21 protein-coding genes and 4 tRNA genes are annotated in these 14,997 nt (G+C 42.0%); 19 read left to right on the top strand and 6 right to left on the bottom strand.

Translation table 11 applies throughout. The annotated features are described in order from the left end of the window. Positions 1 to 14: 14 nt before the first annotated feature. From secY to NT111_01280, 18 genes are all read left to right on the top strand, one after another. Positions 15 to 1,331, top strand: a complete 1,317-nt coding sequence (gene secY, locus NT111_01365) for a preprotein translocase subunit SecY (GenBank protein ID MCX6804649.1) — start codon at positions 15 to 17, stop codon at positions 1,329 to 1,331. A gap of 103 nt (positions 1,332 to 1,434) precedes the next feature. Further along, positions 1,435 to 1,656: a translation initiation factor IF-1 gene (infA, locus tag NT111_01360; GenBank protein MCX6804648.1), complete on the top strand. Its 222-nt coding sequence runs from the start codon at positions 1,435 to 1,437 to the stop codon at positions 1,654 to 1,656. 9 nt (positions 1,657 to 1,665) lie between these two features. Further along, positions 1,666 to 1,779, top strand: coding sequence for a 50S ribosomal protein L36 (gene rpmJ, locus NT111_01355; GenBank protein MCX6804647.1), 114 nt, complete (start codon positions 1,666 to 1,668; stop codon positions 1,777 to 1,779). A 2-nt stretch (positions 1,780 to 1,781) separates the two neighbouring features. After that, entirely contained in the window at positions 1,782 to 2,168 is a 387-nt protein-coding gene (rpsM, locus tag NT111_01350) for a 30S ribosomal protein S13 (protein MCX6804646.1), read from the top strand. 13 nt (positions 2,169 to 2,181) lie between these two features. Continuing rightward, positions 2,182 to 2,574: a 30S ribosomal protein S11 gene (gene rpsK / locus NT111_01345; GenBank protein MCX6804645.1), complete on the top strand. Its 393-nt coding sequence runs from the start codon at positions 2,182 to 2,184 to the stop codon at positions 2,572 to 2,574. Position 2,575: 1 nt separating this feature from the next. After that, the gene (rpsD, locus tag NT111_01340; protein ID MCX6804644.1) at positions 2,576 to 3,190 is read left to right on the top strand and encodes a 30S ribosomal protein S4; all 615 of its coding nucleotides are present in this window, start codon (positions 2,576 to 2,578) and stop codon (positions 3,188 to 3,190) included. A gap of 12 nt (positions 3,191 to 3,202) precedes the next feature. Beyond that, positions 3,203 to 4,147 (top strand): DNA-directed RNA polymerase subunit alpha, encoded by a 945-nt coding sequence (locus tag NT111_01335; GenBank protein MCX6804643.1) that lies wholly within the window; start codon positions 3,203 to 3,205, stop codon positions 4,145 to 4,147. A 20-nt stretch (positions 4,148 to 4,167) separates the two neighbouring features. Continuing rightward, the gene (gene rplQ, locus NT111_01330; GenBank protein ID MCX6804642.1) at positions 4,168 to 4,686 is read left to right on the top strand and encodes a 50S ribosomal protein L17; all 519 of its coding nucleotides are present in this window, start codon (positions 4,168 to 4,170) and stop codon (positions 4,684 to 4,686) included. Further along, positions 4,683 to 5,117: a 50S ribosomal protein L13 gene (rplM, locus tag NT111_01325; protein MCX6804641.1), complete on the top strand. Its 435-nt coding sequence runs from the start codon at positions 4,683 to 4,685 to the stop codon at positions 5,115 to 5,117. The genes rplQ and rplM overlap by 4 nt, the downstream gene beginning before the upstream one ends. Before the next feature lies 1 nt (position 5,118). Next, a complete protein-coding gene (rpsI, locus tag NT111_01320; protein ID MCX6804640.1) occupies positions 5,119 to 5,535 on the top strand; it encodes a 30S ribosomal protein S9 in 417 nt (138 codons plus the stop codon). Positions 5,536 to 5,636: 101 nt separating this feature from the next. Continuing rightward, positions 5,637 to 6,614, top strand: a complete 978-nt coding sequence (locus NT111_01315; GenBank protein MCX6804639.1) for an NAD-binding protein — start codon at positions 5,637 to 5,639, stop codon at positions 6,612 to 6,614. A 7-nt stretch (positions 6,615 to 6,621) separates the two neighbouring features. Next, positions 6,622 to 7,314, top strand: coding sequence for an RNA pseudouridine synthase (locus NT111_01310; protein MCX6804638.1), 693 nt, complete (start codon positions 6,622 to 6,624; stop codon positions 7,312 to 7,314). Positions 7,315 to 7,322: 8 nt separating this feature from the next. Beyond that, positions 7,323 to 8,138 (top strand): AAA family ATPase, encoded by an 816-nt coding sequence (locus tag NT111_01305; protein MCX6804637.1) that lies wholly within the window; start codon positions 7,323 to 7,325, stop codon positions 8,136 to 8,138. Next, positions 8,135 to 8,824, top strand: a complete 690-nt coding sequence (locus tag NT111_01300) for a tetratricopeptide repeat protein (GenBank protein ID MCX6804636.1) — start codon at positions 8,135 to 8,137, stop codon at positions 8,822 to 8,824. The genes NT111_01305 and NT111_01300 overlap by 4 nt, the downstream gene beginning before the upstream one ends. A 48-nt stretch (positions 8,825 to 8,872) precedes the next feature. Continuing rightward, positions 8,873 to 8,947, top strand: a tRNA-Thr gene (locus tag NT111_01295). Between the two features lie 9 nt (positions 8,948 to 8,956). Further along, a tRNA-Tyr gene (locus NT111_01290) sits at positions 8,957 to 9,042 on the top strand. A 1-nt stretch (position 9,043) separates the two neighbouring features. Next, positions 9,044 to 9,119, top strand: a tRNA-Thr gene (locus NT111_01285). 6 nt (positions 9,120 to 9,125) lie between these two features. Continuing rightward, a complete protein-coding gene (locus NT111_01280; GenBank protein MCX6804635.1) occupies positions 9,126 to 9,326 on the top strand; it encodes a PspC domain-containing protein in 201 nt (66 codons plus the stop codon). A 6-nt stretch (positions 9,327 to 9,332) separates the two neighbouring features. Here the strand turns inward: NT111_01280 and NT111_01275 are convergent, their stop codons facing one another. Next, positions 9,333 to 10,175, bottom strand: coding sequence for a carotenoid biosynthesis protein (locus tag NT111_01275; GenBank protein MCX6804634.1), 843 nt, complete (start codon positions 10,173 to 10,175; stop codon positions 9,333 to 9,335). A gap of 62 nt (positions 10,176 to 10,237) precedes the next feature. Between NT111_01275 and NT111_01270 the strand changes: the two genes are divergently transcribed. Beyond that, positions 10,238 to 10,948, top strand: coding sequence for a hypothetical protein (locus NT111_01270; protein ID MCX6804633.1), 711 nt, complete (start codon positions 10,238 to 10,240; stop codon positions 10,946 to 10,948). A gap of 63 nt (positions 10,949 to 11,011) precedes the next feature. On the opposite strand, the gene NT111_01265 is transcribed toward NT111_01270, so the two are convergent. The 5 genes from NT111_01265 to NT111_01245 form a co-directional block, all read right to left on the bottom strand. Further along, positions 11,012 to 12,694, bottom strand: coding sequence for an ATP-binding protein (locus NT111_01265; protein MCX6804632.1), 1,683 nt, complete (start codon positions 12,692 to 12,694; stop codon positions 11,012 to 11,014). A 137-nt stretch (positions 12,695 to 12,831) separates the two neighbouring features. Further along, complete coding sequence (locus tag NT111_01260; protein ID MCX6804631.1) at positions 12,832 to 13,488, bottom strand: HAD family phosphatase; 657 nt, start codon at positions 13,486 to 13,488, stop codon at positions 12,832 to 12,834. After that, a complete protein-coding gene (locus NT111_01255) occupies positions 13,485 to 14,225 on the bottom strand; it encodes a sulfite exporter TauE/SafE family protein (GenBank protein MCX6804630.1) in 741 nt (246 codons plus the stop codon). Before NT111_01255 ends, NT111_01260 begins: the two co-directional genes overlap by 4 nt. A gap of 76 nt (positions 14,226 to 14,301) precedes the next feature. Then, positions 14,302 to 14,712, bottom strand: a complete 411-nt coding sequence (locus NT111_01250) for a DUF2721 domain-containing protein (GenBank protein MCX6804629.1) — start codon at positions 14,710 to 14,712, stop codon at positions 14,302 to 14,304. Between the two features lie 206 nt (positions 14,713 to 14,918). Beyond that, positions 14,919 to 14,995 (bottom strand) — tRNA-Trp (locus NT111_01245). Positions 14,996 to 14,997 lie beyond the last annotated feature (2 nt).

Below are 14,997 nucleotides of genomic sequence, written 5' to 3'. Positions count from 1 at the left end.
AAAGGAGGGGGTTGATGAATAAAGAAACTTTAAGACAGCTTTACAAGAACCCGGCTTTGCGTAATCGCGTGCTTGTTGTCCTTGCTATTATGGTTGTTTATAGTTTGCTCTCCCAGTTACCCGTACCAGTGCCCGACAGCGTTAAGTTGCAATCCTTTCTGACTCGAATATTCCAGTCTAATTCACTACTAGGGTTTGTCAACCTATTTTCCGGTGGGGCTCTATCTAGGTTCTCTATTCTCCTTATGGGCTTAGGGCCTTATATTAATGCCTCAATAATTATTCAATTGCTAACTCAGGTTGTTCCCAAGCTAGAAGCACTTTCTAAGGAGGGGGAGGCTGGGCGTAATAAAATCAATCATTACACTAGGCTACTGACCTTACCATTAGCCATCGTTCAAGGTGTGGCAATGATATTTTTAGTTCGTAATTTATCAACCCAATCCACAGGTATAGACCTCATCGGTAATCCAACTGCATCCCAGTGGGTGCTGATGGTATCTACAATAGTGGCAGGCTCAATGATACTGATGTGGCTCGGAGAAATAATAACTGAGCGCGGTATTGGTAACGGAATATCTATGATAATACTCTTTGGTATCGTTTCTGGTTTGCCGGCAACCCTAGCTACTCAGACAGCGCTGGTGCAGACAGATCCAGGAAAAATATTTAGTACAGTGATGATTGGCTTAGTGGCTATCGCCACCGTGGTGTTTATAGTCTATCTCAATGAAGGCCAGCGCAATATACCAATCTCCTACGCCCGAAGAATGTCTAATGCCCAAGCCTACCGAGGAGTCGATACTCATCTTCCGCTAAGAGTTATTACGGCTGGCGTGATACCAATCATATTCGCTTTAGCATTTTTATCAATCCCGACATTTGTAGGCCAGCTATTTACCAATGCAAGCTCTCAATGGTTAGCTTCCCTCGCCCAGAATATTACAAAGATATTCTCCCCCAGTAGCTTTGTGTACTCTGCCACATACTTTGTCTTGGTCGTAGCCTTTACCTATTTCTATACAGCTATAATATTTAAGCCCGATGAAATTGCCGAGAATCTTCAGAAGCAGGGTGGCTTTATACCAGGCGTAAGGCCCGGCGAGGAAACATCTAAGTACCTTAAGACAATCATAACGCGCATCACCTTTACGGGCTCTCTGGGCCTTGGGTTTGTGGCGATACTGCCATTTATCATGCAGAGCCTATTTAAGACCTCAGATGCCATTACAATAGGCGGTACAAGCCTTCTCATCATCGTGGCTGTCATCATAGAAACCGTCAAGCAGGCCAAGTCTCTGGCCTTGATGGCAAGTTATGATAAGTATTAGACTTAATTAAAGTTAAGGGTACACTGCAATTTCTAACTTATCCTATAAAAGGCTTTACAGATGGGCTGATCTCCTCTATAATTACATCTTGTAACTTTAATCTATGGCAAACACAAAGGAAGTAATCGAAGTTGAGGGTAGCGTCATCGAGGCGCTCCCTAATGCTCATTTCAAAGTAGAACTTGAAAATGGGCATGTAATTTTGGCACATATTTCTGGCAAAATGCGCATGCATTACATTAAGATTTTGCCAGGTGATAAGGTGACTATCGAAATGACACCATATGATTTATCAAAAGGGCGAATTACTTTTCGTCATAAATAGGAGAATGTCTTGAAAGTTAGAGCCGGAGTTAAGAAAATATGTGCCAAATGCAAAGTCGTCGTTCGCAAAGGAGTAGTACGAGTAATTTGTGAGAACCCTAAGCATAAGCAGAGGCAAGGTTAGCCATGGCGCGTATAGCAGGTACAAATATACCATCGGAAAAGAGATTAGAAGTGGCTTTGACATATGTCTACGGAATAGGACTTAAGACTAGCCAGAAGATGCTGGCTGATCTTAATATCGATCCCAATGTCAGAGTAAAAGATATGACTGAGGCCGACCAGACCAAAATACGCGAGTATATCGATAAGAACCTCACAGTAGAAGCCGACCTATCACGCGTGGTTACCGGAAATATCAAAAGACTCAAGGAAATCAAAGCCTATCGAGGCCTCAGGCATAGCGCCGGCCTGCCCTCTAGAGGACAGCGCACTAAAACTAATGCCCGAACCAAGCGAGGTAGAAAAGTAACTGTCGGAAGCGGTAGAAAAAAATCAGCAGCTAAAACTTAAAGGGATGTAAATAATGAGCAAACCAGTAACTAAAACTAGAAAAAAGAAGCAGAAGCGCAACATACCTAAGGGTGTGGTGCATATCCACTCTAGCTTTAATAACACCATAATAACCATCTCTGATGAAAAAGGTGCAGTTGTTAGCTGGGGTTCATCTGGTTCTGCTGGCTTCAAGGGCTCTCGTAAAAGTACTCCTTATGCAGCCCAGATAGCCGCCGAGAAAGCCGTGGGAGCATGTAAGGATTTTGGCATGAGTAGTGTTGATGTAATTATTAAGGGAATTGGCAGTGGCCGAGAGTCAGCTATACGAGCTCTGCAGGGTTCTGGAATAAGCGTATCGTCTATAAAGGACGATACTGGTATCCCGCATAATGGCTGTAGACCCCGAAAGGCCAGGAGAGTATAGTATGGCACGAAATCTAACCCCAGCTGTTAAAATAGCTCGACGAGAAGGCGCCCATACTCATCCCAAGGCAGTCAAGGCCCTTACACGGCGTAACTATGGTCCTGGCCAGCATGGTCAATCCAGAAGACCCAAGCCAAGCGATTATTCACTACAGCTCAGGGAGAAACAAAAAGTTAAGCGATTCTACGGAATCTTAGAGAAGCAGTTTAGGCGCTATATCGGCAAGGCCGAGAAGATGCCAGGGGTTACAGGTGAAAACCTACTTCAATTACTAGAAAGACGCCTGGACAATGTCATTTACAGACTCGGGGTTGCCCCATCTAGGCCTGCCGCCCGCCAAATTGTTAGCCATGGCCATGTTTTGTTAAATGGCAAGCGAGTAGACATTCCTTCCATAATGGTTTCACCCTCCGATGAGATCACAATCCGTGATGCCAGCCTCAAGACCACTTATTTTGTTGCCCTCAAAGACAGTATTGATCCTAACCAGACTTTGCCTAGCTGGCTCAGCTTCGAACCGAAGAAGTTCAGCGCCAAAGTCATAGGGATGCCGCTGCGAGAGGAACAAGACCAAGAGATCCAAGAGCAATTAATAATCGAATATTATTCACGATAAATAAGGAGAGCTATGTTATACGATATCAACCTACCAGAACTTAAAGAAGACAAAACAGCCCTAAATTCAGCCGAGTTTGCATTAGAACCGCTCTACCCAGGCTATGGCATGACTCTAGGCAACTCAATACGCCGAGTATTACTCTCGAGCCTAGCCGGGAGCGCTGTTACAGCAGTCAAAATCGAAGGCGCTAGCCATGAATTCTCCACTATTTCGGGCGTTCGTGAGGACATGATTGAGATAATCCTAAACTTAAAGCAGGTCAGATTTAAAAATCCTAATGAAGAGCCAGTTATGCTTACCCTCAAAAAGTCTGGTGGGATCGTCAAGGCTGGCGATATCAAGGTCAATAATGATGTCGAAGTGACTAATCCAGATCTAGTCATCGCTCATCTAGATAACGCCAAGGCCAAGCTAGAAATGGAACTTAAGGTAGAACAAGGACGAGGCTATGTTACCGTGGAGAGCAGAAATGCCGAAAAACTCCCAGTCGGGATGATCGCGATTGACGCAATATATACTCCTATCAGGCGGGTGCGCTATAATGTTGAAAATACTCGAGTAGGTCAGATGACTAATCTAGACAAATTAATCCTTGAAGTCGAAACTGACGGCACTATTACCCCCAAGGAAGCAGTTATGCAAGCTGCAGAGGTCCTTGTTGGCCACTTCCAAGTCCTTGCAGGTCATGATGTAGTCTCAGTTGGAAGCGGCGGAATAATGACGGCTGTAGAGCGTGCTGAAGCCGATATGGCTCAAATTGGAATAGATGAAGTTAATTTCAGCCCACGAACTGCTAATGCACTCCTCAATAACGATATCAAGACGATCAAGGATCTGATGGAGTTCACTCCATCAGATCTTAAGGACCTTAAAGGCTTTGGAGTAAAAGCACAGGAAGAAGTGATAGAGAAACTAAATGAACTTGGCGTTGGCCAAGAGCCAGTAGGCGAGTAAAGGGCAATTAAAGGAATATAATGCATCGACATAGTTACATCGGAAAGAAGCACTCAAGAGCAGCCGCCCCACGGCGAGCGTTAATGCGCGGCTTAATCGACTCTCTAATATTATACGAAAAGCTAGAGACCACCGAAATTAAAGCTAAAGAGCTAGCCAGACTTTTTGATAAGTTGGTTACAAAAGCCAAAAAGCAAGACTTGCACAACTATCGCCAGATCCTTAGAACCACTATAAACCCAGTTGCAGGCGAGAAGCTCAACACTGACTTAGTTAAAGGGTTCCAGGGTAGAAACAGTGGCTATACTAGAGTTGTAAAGGTAGGAAGGCGCCTAGGCGATGGCGCCAGCATGGCCGTAATAGAGCTTATCCTAGATGAAGATTATAGCCCTAAATTAGTAGAGGTATTAGAAAAGCCGAAAAAACCTAGCAGTTCAGTCACAACCAAGAGTAACACTAAGCCTAAGCCTAAGCCTAAGCCTAAGCCTAGCGCTAAGCCTAGCGCTAAGCCAGCAGCAGTAAAAGGAGCTAGCAAATGAAAACATTTTCAGCCAAACCAGCCGATGTAGACCAAAAGTGGTACCAAATCGATGCCACAGGGCTTACTCTGGGTCGTTTGAGCACTAAGGTGGCAGAAATGCTTATGGGCAAATTGAAGCCAAGCTACAGCCCGAATATCATCACAGGCGATATAGTTATTATTACTAATTGCGCCAAGATCAAGGTCACGGGGAATAAGCTCACAGACAAGTTCTACTATCGCCATAGCGGCTTTCCTGGTGGGCTAACCGAAACTAGCCTTAAAGAAATGCTAGAAAAGCACCCAAGCAGAGTGATAGAGCACTCAGTAGCCGGAATGCTCCCTAAAAACAAGCTTCGTACCCAGATGCTAAAAAATCTTAAGGTGTATAAGTCTGGCGACCATAATCACGAAGCACAGAAACCCGAATTAATTAAGTTGGAGGCCTAACATGGCAGAACAAACTAGTACAACTAAAAAGCATTATTACCGAGCTATTGGTAGGCGAAAGCAGGCCGTAGCAGTTGTTAAGGTATTTAAGGGCAAGGGCTTAGTTACTATTAATGGTAAAACAGCACAGCAGTATTTTTCCGACAACGAGACCTTCATCCATAACATAATCGCACCGCTTGTGCTGGTATCGAAAGATAAGGACCACGATATTGAGGTTAAGGTCGTCGGAGGGGGCTTAAGAGGCCAATCCGATGCTATACGACTCGGGGTTGCTCGCGCACTTATCGAGATTAGTGAGGATTTCAGAACTAGCCTCAAGAAAAGTGGTTTTCTGACGAGAGATCCACGCAAGAAGGAACGAAAGAAGCCTGGTCTGCGTAAAGCTCGTAAAGCACCTCAATTTAGTAAGAGGTAGTACCGTAAACACCCGCCAAAGAATAGCGGGTGTTTTTCTTTAGGCAATAATTACTTCAATAAGCCGATGACTTATTAAAGCATAAGTCTTATAATGGTAATATGAGGCGCAAACAAATAGTAGTATTAGTGCTAGTAGTTTTATTATTTATAATTCTAGCCTCTTTGGGCCTGTCATATTTCGAGCGTATAACCCTTCAAGAGGCTATTTACAGATCAGTATATGTAAGCCTAACTCATCATGACAACTTCGATATGTACTCATGGCCATCCAGAATAACGGTTTTATTATTGGTTCTTGCCAGCTTGGTGTTACTAGCATATTTGCTTAAGCTATTTGGCGAGTATATTATAGGACTAGGCGATGGATTAAAGCGCCGTAAAGTAAAGGCAAAACTAATGAATATTAAAGATCACTATATTGTATGTGGGCTAGGAAGAGTGGGTAGCCAGGTAGCTAGAGAGCTGGCCAATGAAAAGCAAACTTTTGTAGCAATTGATAAAAATGAAGATCGAGTTAAAGAGGCCATAGCCCTTGGCTATACTGCCTTCGTTGGCGACCCCACTAAAGAAAAGGATCTGTATAAGGCCAAGATAGATCGGGCTATTGGGGTAGTGGCCTCGCTTGGCGATGACTCCAGCAACCTATTTGTTTCATTAACAGCTCGGCAGATCAACCCCGGCTTATATATAGTGGCTAGGGCTAATCGTGGGGAAAATGTCGCCAGAATAGTCAGAGCTGGCGCAGATAGAGTCGCAATGCCCAACCAAATTGGCGGTTTCCACATGGCTACAATGCTAATGAGGCCTCATGTGGTAGATATCCTAGACATCCTCTCTACCAATAAAAGCGCTGACCTACAGGTCCAGGAGATAACAATCCCGCCTAGCTCGGGAGCAAATGGGCACCGGCTTGAAAATATCATAAAGCACGCCGAGGGGATTAGTGTACTAGCGCTCAACGGTGCCAATGGTTCTAGCCAAGTTCACCCTACTGGAAGAGAGGTTCTCTACCCAGGTGATAAATTGGTCGTAATGGGAACCCAAAATCAGCTACATTCTCTGAAAAAGATCGTATAATAGCTACATGCAGAATAAAAACAACTCTCCCCGTATAGGGGATATAGAGATTATATACGAAGATGACAAAGTTATAGTCATCAATAAACCGGCTGGCTTAACTATGCACCCCAAGAACGCTTTAGATCAGAGCAATTCTGTTCAGAAGATATTTTCGGCTAAGCTGGCTAACAATGATGAACTCAGGGGAGGTATAGTTCATAGGTTAGATAAGGATACCTCCGGCGTAGTAATTATGGCCAAGGATGCTGATACGCTAGAATTTTTACAATCTCAATTTGCTAATCGAAAAGTAGACAAGCAGTATATGTGCTTAGTATGGGGGCATCTCAAGCATCCTCGTGCAAGAATAGAATTACCAATCCGCAGATCTACTAAATCGCCAAATATAATGGCCGTACATCCGACAGGTAAGATGTCAATTTCTGAATACCGAGTAGTTAGCGAGTACCCACTGTATAGCTATGTGGAGTTTGATATTCACACCGGCAGAACCCATCAAATTAGAGTCCAACTAGCACATTTGGGACATTCTGTGGTAGGGGATAAGCTCTATGGAGGCAAGTCCATGCCCGCTGGCCTAACCAGGCAATTTTTGCATGCTCAGAAACTCAGCCTAATTATCCCAGGCCAAGACACCAAGACATCTTTTATTGCAGATATGCCCAGTGATCTCAGTAACTTTCTCGAGGGCCTGTAATGCCAGCCATGGTACTCAACAAGTCTACAGCAAGACAGTTAGACATGGCTGAGCTAGACACCAAGCATGGCTACCTATTTCTCGGCCCTGCTGGCCTTGGCAAGACATCTTCAGCAAAGTATTTTGCTGTAAAAAAAATAGGGCCAGATGTCTCGCAAGGCGACTTAGCTCGTTGGATAATGACGATCTCCCCGATTGATGATAAGAAAATATCTATCGATCAAGTAAGGCCAGCTAGTGACTTTATAAATAAATCAAAGCCTGAGCATGTTAATTACCGAGTATTGATCATAGATCATGCCGAGCTATTATCTCCAGAAGCTGCTAATTCGCTACTTCTATTAGTAGAAGAGCCACCCGCTGCCACCCTGATAATTTTTGTCTCTGATTCGGCCGATGCCCTGCCTAGCACAATTCTCTCTAGGCTACAGAAAATATCTTTTTACCCACCGATCGCAAAAGAGATAGAACCACTTCTTAGCTCATTAGAGGTACCAATCTGGGCCGCTGAAGCTATTGGCCCGTTCCCGGCCAAGCTAATAGCGGCTAGTCAAGATGGCTACAAGTCTATAGCTAGTATTAGCGAGATTGCCGATAAATTTATTAGTACTGATACCGTTGGCCGGCTAATTATAGCGGCTAGCCTAGAAGGTAAGGCCGATTTGCGGTCGCTGGTTTCTGCTATTGCGCTCAAATTATACAGATCCAGCCCATCCCCAGCTTGGCTAAAACAATCTAATAGCTTGATTTTTGCACAGTCTCATCTGTACAATAATGGCAACCCAAAGTTTATTATAGAATCTTTGGCAATGGAGTTTGAATGATTTTTGAAGTATTAATTTTCATATTACTATTTATACTCACTTTCTTGCTATTAAGTAAGTACCGTATTCGCCTAATAGATTCTGCGGTGGATAGTCTTGCTATACTCCCAGTTAGCCACGATACGAGGCTCGAGAGCTTGCTAGAGATAGCCGGTAGGTTCTATGCAGAAAAAAACTTTTTAGCAGCTGAGAAGGCCTATCTGAAGGTTTTAAAGGTAGATCATAAAAACAGTCTAGCTTACAGCCGACTAGGCTTTATATATTCGCACTTTGGCCAGGTCGAAGATGCTATCGAGTGCTTCCAAATAGTTGCCGATAATTATCCTAACTCAGCTAGCTACTATAATCTCTCGATGATGCTTTTCAAGAGCAGACGCTTCAAGCGTTCAGCGCGAGCTCTAGAAAAATCGATATCCATGGAAGAGACCCCGGCCAGGCTAGTAGCACTGGCTAGGACCTATAGGGTGCTAGGGGTATATGATAAGCAGATTAAAACACTAGAGCGGGCATTAGAGATAGAGGCCGATAGTATACCTATCATGCTATTACTCGCCGAGGGTTATATTCATGAAAATAAGCCTAAGCTCGCCGACCAGATGTTTAAGGGCATATTAAGCCTGGAGCCAAATAACATTAGGGCAAAACAAGCAATAAGTACTAACCCAGCCTTGAAGAAACTCCAGTAAGCTGTTAGACTATAATCTGTTTTTATATCTGTAAAAGAGTAAAAATAAGCCACCCTAGCTCAGGGGTAGAGCACTTCCATGGTAAGGAAGGGGTCGCGGGTTCAAATCCCGCGGGTGGCTCCATATAAATATGCCGGGTTACCCAAGCGGTCAACGGGGGCTGACTGTAAATCAGCTGGCTTATGCCTTCGGGGGTTCGAATCCCTCACCCGGCACCATGCCGACGTAGCTCAATTGGCAGAGCAGCTGTTTTGTAAACAGCAGGTTGCGGGTTCGAGTCCCACCGTCGGCTCCAGTAATTATGAAAAAACCCCAAAACAAACATCTAAAATTATCAAAAGATAAAAAACTACTCGGTTTAGTAGGCGGTATAGCCGAGTATTTCAGCCTAGACAAGTCTTTACTTAGGATAATCGTACTTATTGTTATCGTGATGTCGGGTATTATCCCCGGATTTATAATCTACTTTATTATTGCTTCAGTTATTATCCCCGACAAATAAGCCTCATTAGGCTTTTTTTGTACCCCAGTAAATTTTTGCTGTTGTAACAAGTATGATACTACCTAGCCCAAAGAGTGCTATTAGCGACATGGCAGCTCGAATATCGGCAGGTTGTTCGCCCCATAGGGGTCTTAGTATAATTGGTATGGCAGGCAAAGCAAACAGCGTAACTGCTTGAAGCTGAAAGTTCTTGCTGGGGCTGCGTTTTAGCTTTGGAGATTTAGTTAGGTAGGCAAAGATACAAGATATTATTACAAAAAATATACTTATTTCTGCCAGCCAGCCTAGAAAATTAAGGTAGGGGACGCCAAAAAATATGCCGCCTCTTGTCCATATATATACTTGGTTTACAGTTGAATTAACTGGGTCTGCCGCAAGGTCTGTCAGTGTGGCTATTAGGCCACCAAGCAGACTGAGCCATATAATTCTAACGCCCTTAATCACCCCAAAGTCACCGAGCAATATACGAATCACCCAATAGGTAGAGTAGGTAATAGCAAAATATGTAAGCATTAAAAGAGGCGGAACTCCACCCACCAAAGGGCCATTGTTAAGTAAATTATAGTAGTAGTCACCGAATATCTTACCGGTACTTACGCCAAGATATTCAGTTATGTAACTAATTATAAATATCGTTACAAAGAATATAATAATATTTTTTCGACCTAGAAATCTACTACCGTGCATAAAAATAAAAATAGTGGGCAAAATATAGACTACCAATGCTATTAGGCCATTCTTGATGGTTATAAATTCAGCGACTAAAACTAAGCCGAGTATCAACCACCTAAGAGTACTGTATTTATCTTTTTGATTAATTGATGATTTAGCTTGCTTATTTTTGTTCATATTACCAATATAGCACAAGCGGTAATAGTGAATACACAAAAATATTGGTATAATAATATCAAATGCATATTCCTACCAACGGCATTCACTGGTACCTAGGCCTACCGCTTATGTTATTTATTGCGGTGAGGGGTATATATTTATATAAAAAAAATAAAAGCACCCTTGATCTGTACTTTGGTATGGTAGGAGTTTTTTTTAGCCTCTGCTTTATAGCCTACGGATTCCCACCCCTAATCTCTGATAATTCTACGCTGCTGACTTACTCGACTATATTGGCAGATATCTTACAATTCGTTGCTTTGTTTTTTATGTGGCTTGCAGTCGTAAGGCTGATCTTGCCAAAAAATAAGGCTCTAGGCTTTGTCGTGATTGCCATAGACCTGCTGTTTATCGGCCTTGGTACATACTTTTCTATCACCGAAAACCTAGCCTACCCAGTGACTCTGGCTCAGTCTACTACTGGGTCTTGGAGCCTTATCTATCAATTTAGCTTTGGCTACCAGGCAGCCACCGCACTACAGTACCTAAGCTTTATACTAGTAGCCATAGCATTTTTAAGTAGAATTGGTAGCGTTAAAAGTAATAGTCAGAAAGTACGGTTGGCATCTATTTCGGCAGTACTTTTTTTGGTTGGTGGTATCTATGTAGTTCAGCCGTTTCTAGCTCAGCCCACCGTGGCGATTCCTAGAGCGATGTTTATAGCCTTTAGCTTGGTAGTGGCGAGCCTATTTATTATATTGGCCCCTTTGGCCTTTAGTAAAAAAACCTAGAAGGTAATTACAGCAGCTAAATAGTAGGGTAGGGCTGTTATTTATGGTATTAAAGTTTCGTAATTACGACAGTAGGTTGTCTACTTCGTTAGTTACTACAGTAGAGGTATCAACTTCCTGGCTGGCCACTGGAGCAAGAATTAACTGGAATGTTGAGCCAGAACCTGTTTTGCTGGTGAGCTCTATCTGGGAATTTATTCTTTTTGCAAGACGGCTCGCAATATAGAGCCCTAAACCAGTTCCTCCTGTACTACGGGTCAAGACATCTTCTGAGCGCCAGAACTTATCAAATACATTTTCTTGGTCGGCAAGAGAAATGCCAAGACCTGTGTCTTTTACGGCAATACTTATTTTTTTATCAGTATTTTTTTTGACTGCAATATTTATTGATCCAGTCTCAGTGTATTTTATGGCGTTACTGATGAGGTTTTGGAGTATTTCTTTAATATATAGTCTTGAGGTTGTTATATTCGGCAGCCCGTCTTCGACTTTAGTAGTGTAGCCTAGCTTCTTTTTTTCTGCCAAAGGCTTGTAGGCTAGCTCTAGTTCAGATAATACATCTGCAATACTAAATGTCTCAATAGCCATTTCTTCATCTTTTCTATCGGCCTTAGATAGGGTCGATAGATCATTTACCATTTCTGATAGAAACATAATTTGGCGATGAGCTTTATCCAGGGATTCTAATATTTGCTGTGGTTTAAGAGTTGGCTTTTTAGCAGCTAGCTGGGCCATGGCCGTGTTGGCTTCGGCCACTGCTAATGGAGTTCTTAGCTCGTGACTCACGACTGAAATAAAATCATCTTTTTCTTCATCAATCTTTTTTTGCCGGGTTATGTCACGAATTATAAAAATGTAGCCATTTTTATCAGAGCCATGAGTATTTTGAGAACTTCTACTGATGCTTATCTCTAGGGCAATTCTGTTTTTCGAGCCAAGCTCTAAATAAAGATCTGATTTTTTAAGAATGTATTTTACGGTGTTGGCGACATCAAGTATGTCTATATCGGCGTGGTCTGGGTCACTCAGCTTCAAAATATCAGAAATATTCCTACCAGTGATATCTGAGTTGGTGTCGAGTAATTCAAGTGCAGCAGAGTTATAGGTGTTAATTTCGCCCTTATGATCAACCGACAGCACAGCTTCTGTCATGCTATTTATTAGTGCCAATAGCCTCTGGTGCCCATATTCTGCACGAGTGGTTTTTTGAGCCAAATCATTGCGTACTTCTTTGGTCCCAAGTATTATTCGGCTCAGAATTAGAGATACGCCGCCTATGAGGACAAGCCACTGCATATAAATAACTATGTTTTGCAAATTAACATTGCCCTGGATGAACATTCCAAGAGCAAGGGTAATCGCTAGAAATAGCAAGCTGACAATGAGGCCTTTGAGCTGGTAATAGTAATAGGAAAGATAGCCAAGTAGTACCCACAGTACTAAAAAGTATCCAACTGTTGGCATAATAAAAATCATCACAAACGCAAGTGCAAGATGGTAGATTATGAGGTATGGTAGATGGTTTTTGGAGAATTTTAATTGGGGAATGTAGTTTGTCAGTGCAAAAATAATTAGTACAATTGAAGTCGATATTACCAGCAGGGGACTTTTCGAGTAAGCGAAGCCGTAATAGTAGCTTACTAGCATAAGAAGACTAGCAATTATAACAAGAGGTGAGGTTATTTTTGCCTGTAGTATTCTATCTTCACTAATTAGGCCGGTCTGCTGGGAGGTTTTTTCATTCATAAGCATTATTATACATTAATTTATCTTTGGCGTATCAGCACAGGCCGCGGCATGACATATATGAATTAGTATTTGTCAGGCGCATACTGGTAAGGCCTAGTGGCAGAGGATAGATTGCCTTAAATCATATAGCGTAACTAAGATCTAACTAAGGCAGCTAAATTTTCTGAATTTACTGTTTCCAGCGACTCCACTGTCAGGTCTGCAATGCGCAACTGCTCCAGATCAACATAAGGCGTTATGATTGCCAGACACTTCATATTTGCTGCGTGGGCAGATTCAATACCTGCAGGCGCATCTTCGATAACGACGCAATACTTAGGCTCAATACCTAGCTGCTTGGCGCACTCCAAATAGACATCTGGCTCTGGCTTGTGCTTGCTTACATGGTCTGAGGTTACTATTACATCAAAATATTCCAGTAGTCCAGTGGTTCTTAGTTTATCCTCTGTTACTTCAAGCGGTGCACTTGTGCCGACAGCCATAGGAACATTATTCTTTCTTAAATCGTCTAAGAGTACTTTTACACCTGGCATAGGTTGTAATGATTTAAGCAATTCTTTTTTTATTTCATTAGTTTTTGCTGTAAAAGAATCTCCATCAATATTGATTTTATAGTCCGCATTTAACATTGCCAGCTGATCTTTAAGAGTGCGGCCTACATATTTATGGATATCATTAGGTTCAACTACAACATTGTAATCTGCTTTAAGTACAGCATTGTATGACTGCCAATTCATCCCAACAGAATCAATAAGCACACCATCCATATCAAAAATAACTGCAGTTTTCATATAATCCTAAACAAGCTAATTAGCATCATAAAAATTGCGAAGACAAGTATAAATACAGCCAAATAATTTTGTTGCTTAACTCCAATATGAAAAGTAAGTTTTCTGCCAATCAACATGGCGACAAACATGAGTGGCAAAATCCACAGTACTTTTGTAAGGTCAGGGAAGCTAATTTGATGGGTATAAAGTCGAAGAAGTGTTGCGACTGTAAAGTTGGTAGTGCCAACTACTGCGGTCGTACCATTCAATTCTTGCAGAGTTAAGTTGTGCGAGAGTAAAAAGCCATTACGCAGGTCAACACCACCTGTTACGCCCGCACCCTGAACTAAACCAGAAATAAAACCTACAGCATGCCCTGTAATCTTTTTTGGAGCCGGCAAAGGCCCTTTCCTATTTATATTGTGTATTTTGCGTACTAAGAAGATTAATAAAAACCCAATGATCAACAAAGTTATTGCAAGATTATCAAGCCTAACAAATGTAAGTGCTCCAATTGCTGCACCAATAATAGATAAGGGCAGTATATTTTTAATGTGGTTAATTTTTAAATGTTTCCGGAAAAGGAAGATTCTAAAAAGTCCGGTTATTACGAATAAAAACGAAGCTAGTGCAATCGCTTCTTTTGCACCAAAAGGAACTGACAAAAGTGGAGTTACTACCGCAGAACCGCTTATCGGCACGATAATGTTAACCATTGAGCTGAGGAATAGAAGTGGGTAAATCCAGAAATATGTCATATTAATCCTTGCTTAGGTTACTTGGTATTTTAAATATTAGTGCATTGGCAGAGCTTAGTGGCTCAGATTAAAACTACTAACTTTTGTTCTTTTCTTTCATAACTATATCATCTATCTCTATAATCAAAGATTTATTCGATAGAGAAGTTTCAGATATTGATATTAGTATACTCATTATCATTACTAGTAGCGATAAACCAAGAACAATCTTGCCGGCATCTTGCATGTTTATAAAAATAAAAAACATTGATAAACAGGCGAGAATAAGTGCGATCATAGCTGACAGTAGCACATATTTCAAAAGTTCAATTCGTTTTTTTAAAATCTTTAGTTGTTCTAAAAGATTAGTATGAATGTATTTAGAATCGTAATCTTTTTTAAAGCTTCGTATAACTCCTGCAAGTGACACATACCTATTTACATAACCGAGCATAAGTATGGCTAAAGCAGGAAAAAGTAGAGCCGGAACTGTAAGATTGATTTCCATTCTTGGATTATATCAAAAATTTATCTTGAAGTCTTCTTTAAGCATAAGTTCTTTTGCAGGGGTGGCAGGAAAGCGGCTACGCCTTCTACGCTTGTTTGAGCTCGAAATACATTTCTGCGGCCAAACTTCGCTACGCCGAAACCTGTGTATCGACCCTAGCTATCCAAAGCCAAGAAAATTAACCAAATATATTTTGCTACTTTTCTTGGCAGGGGTGGCAGGAATCGAACCCGCGGCCTTCGGTTTTGGAGACCGACGCTCTAGCCATCTGAGCTACACCCCTAT

The organism is Patescibacteria group bacterium (assembly GCA_026397045.1).
In the GTDB taxonomy this organism is placed as follows: domain Bacteria; phylum Patescibacteriota; class Saccharimonadia; order CAILAD01; family BJGX01; genus JAPLVO01.
The sequence above is the reverse complement of the archived record's forward strand: the minus strand, read 5'-3'. Positions and strand labels throughout refer to the sequence as shown.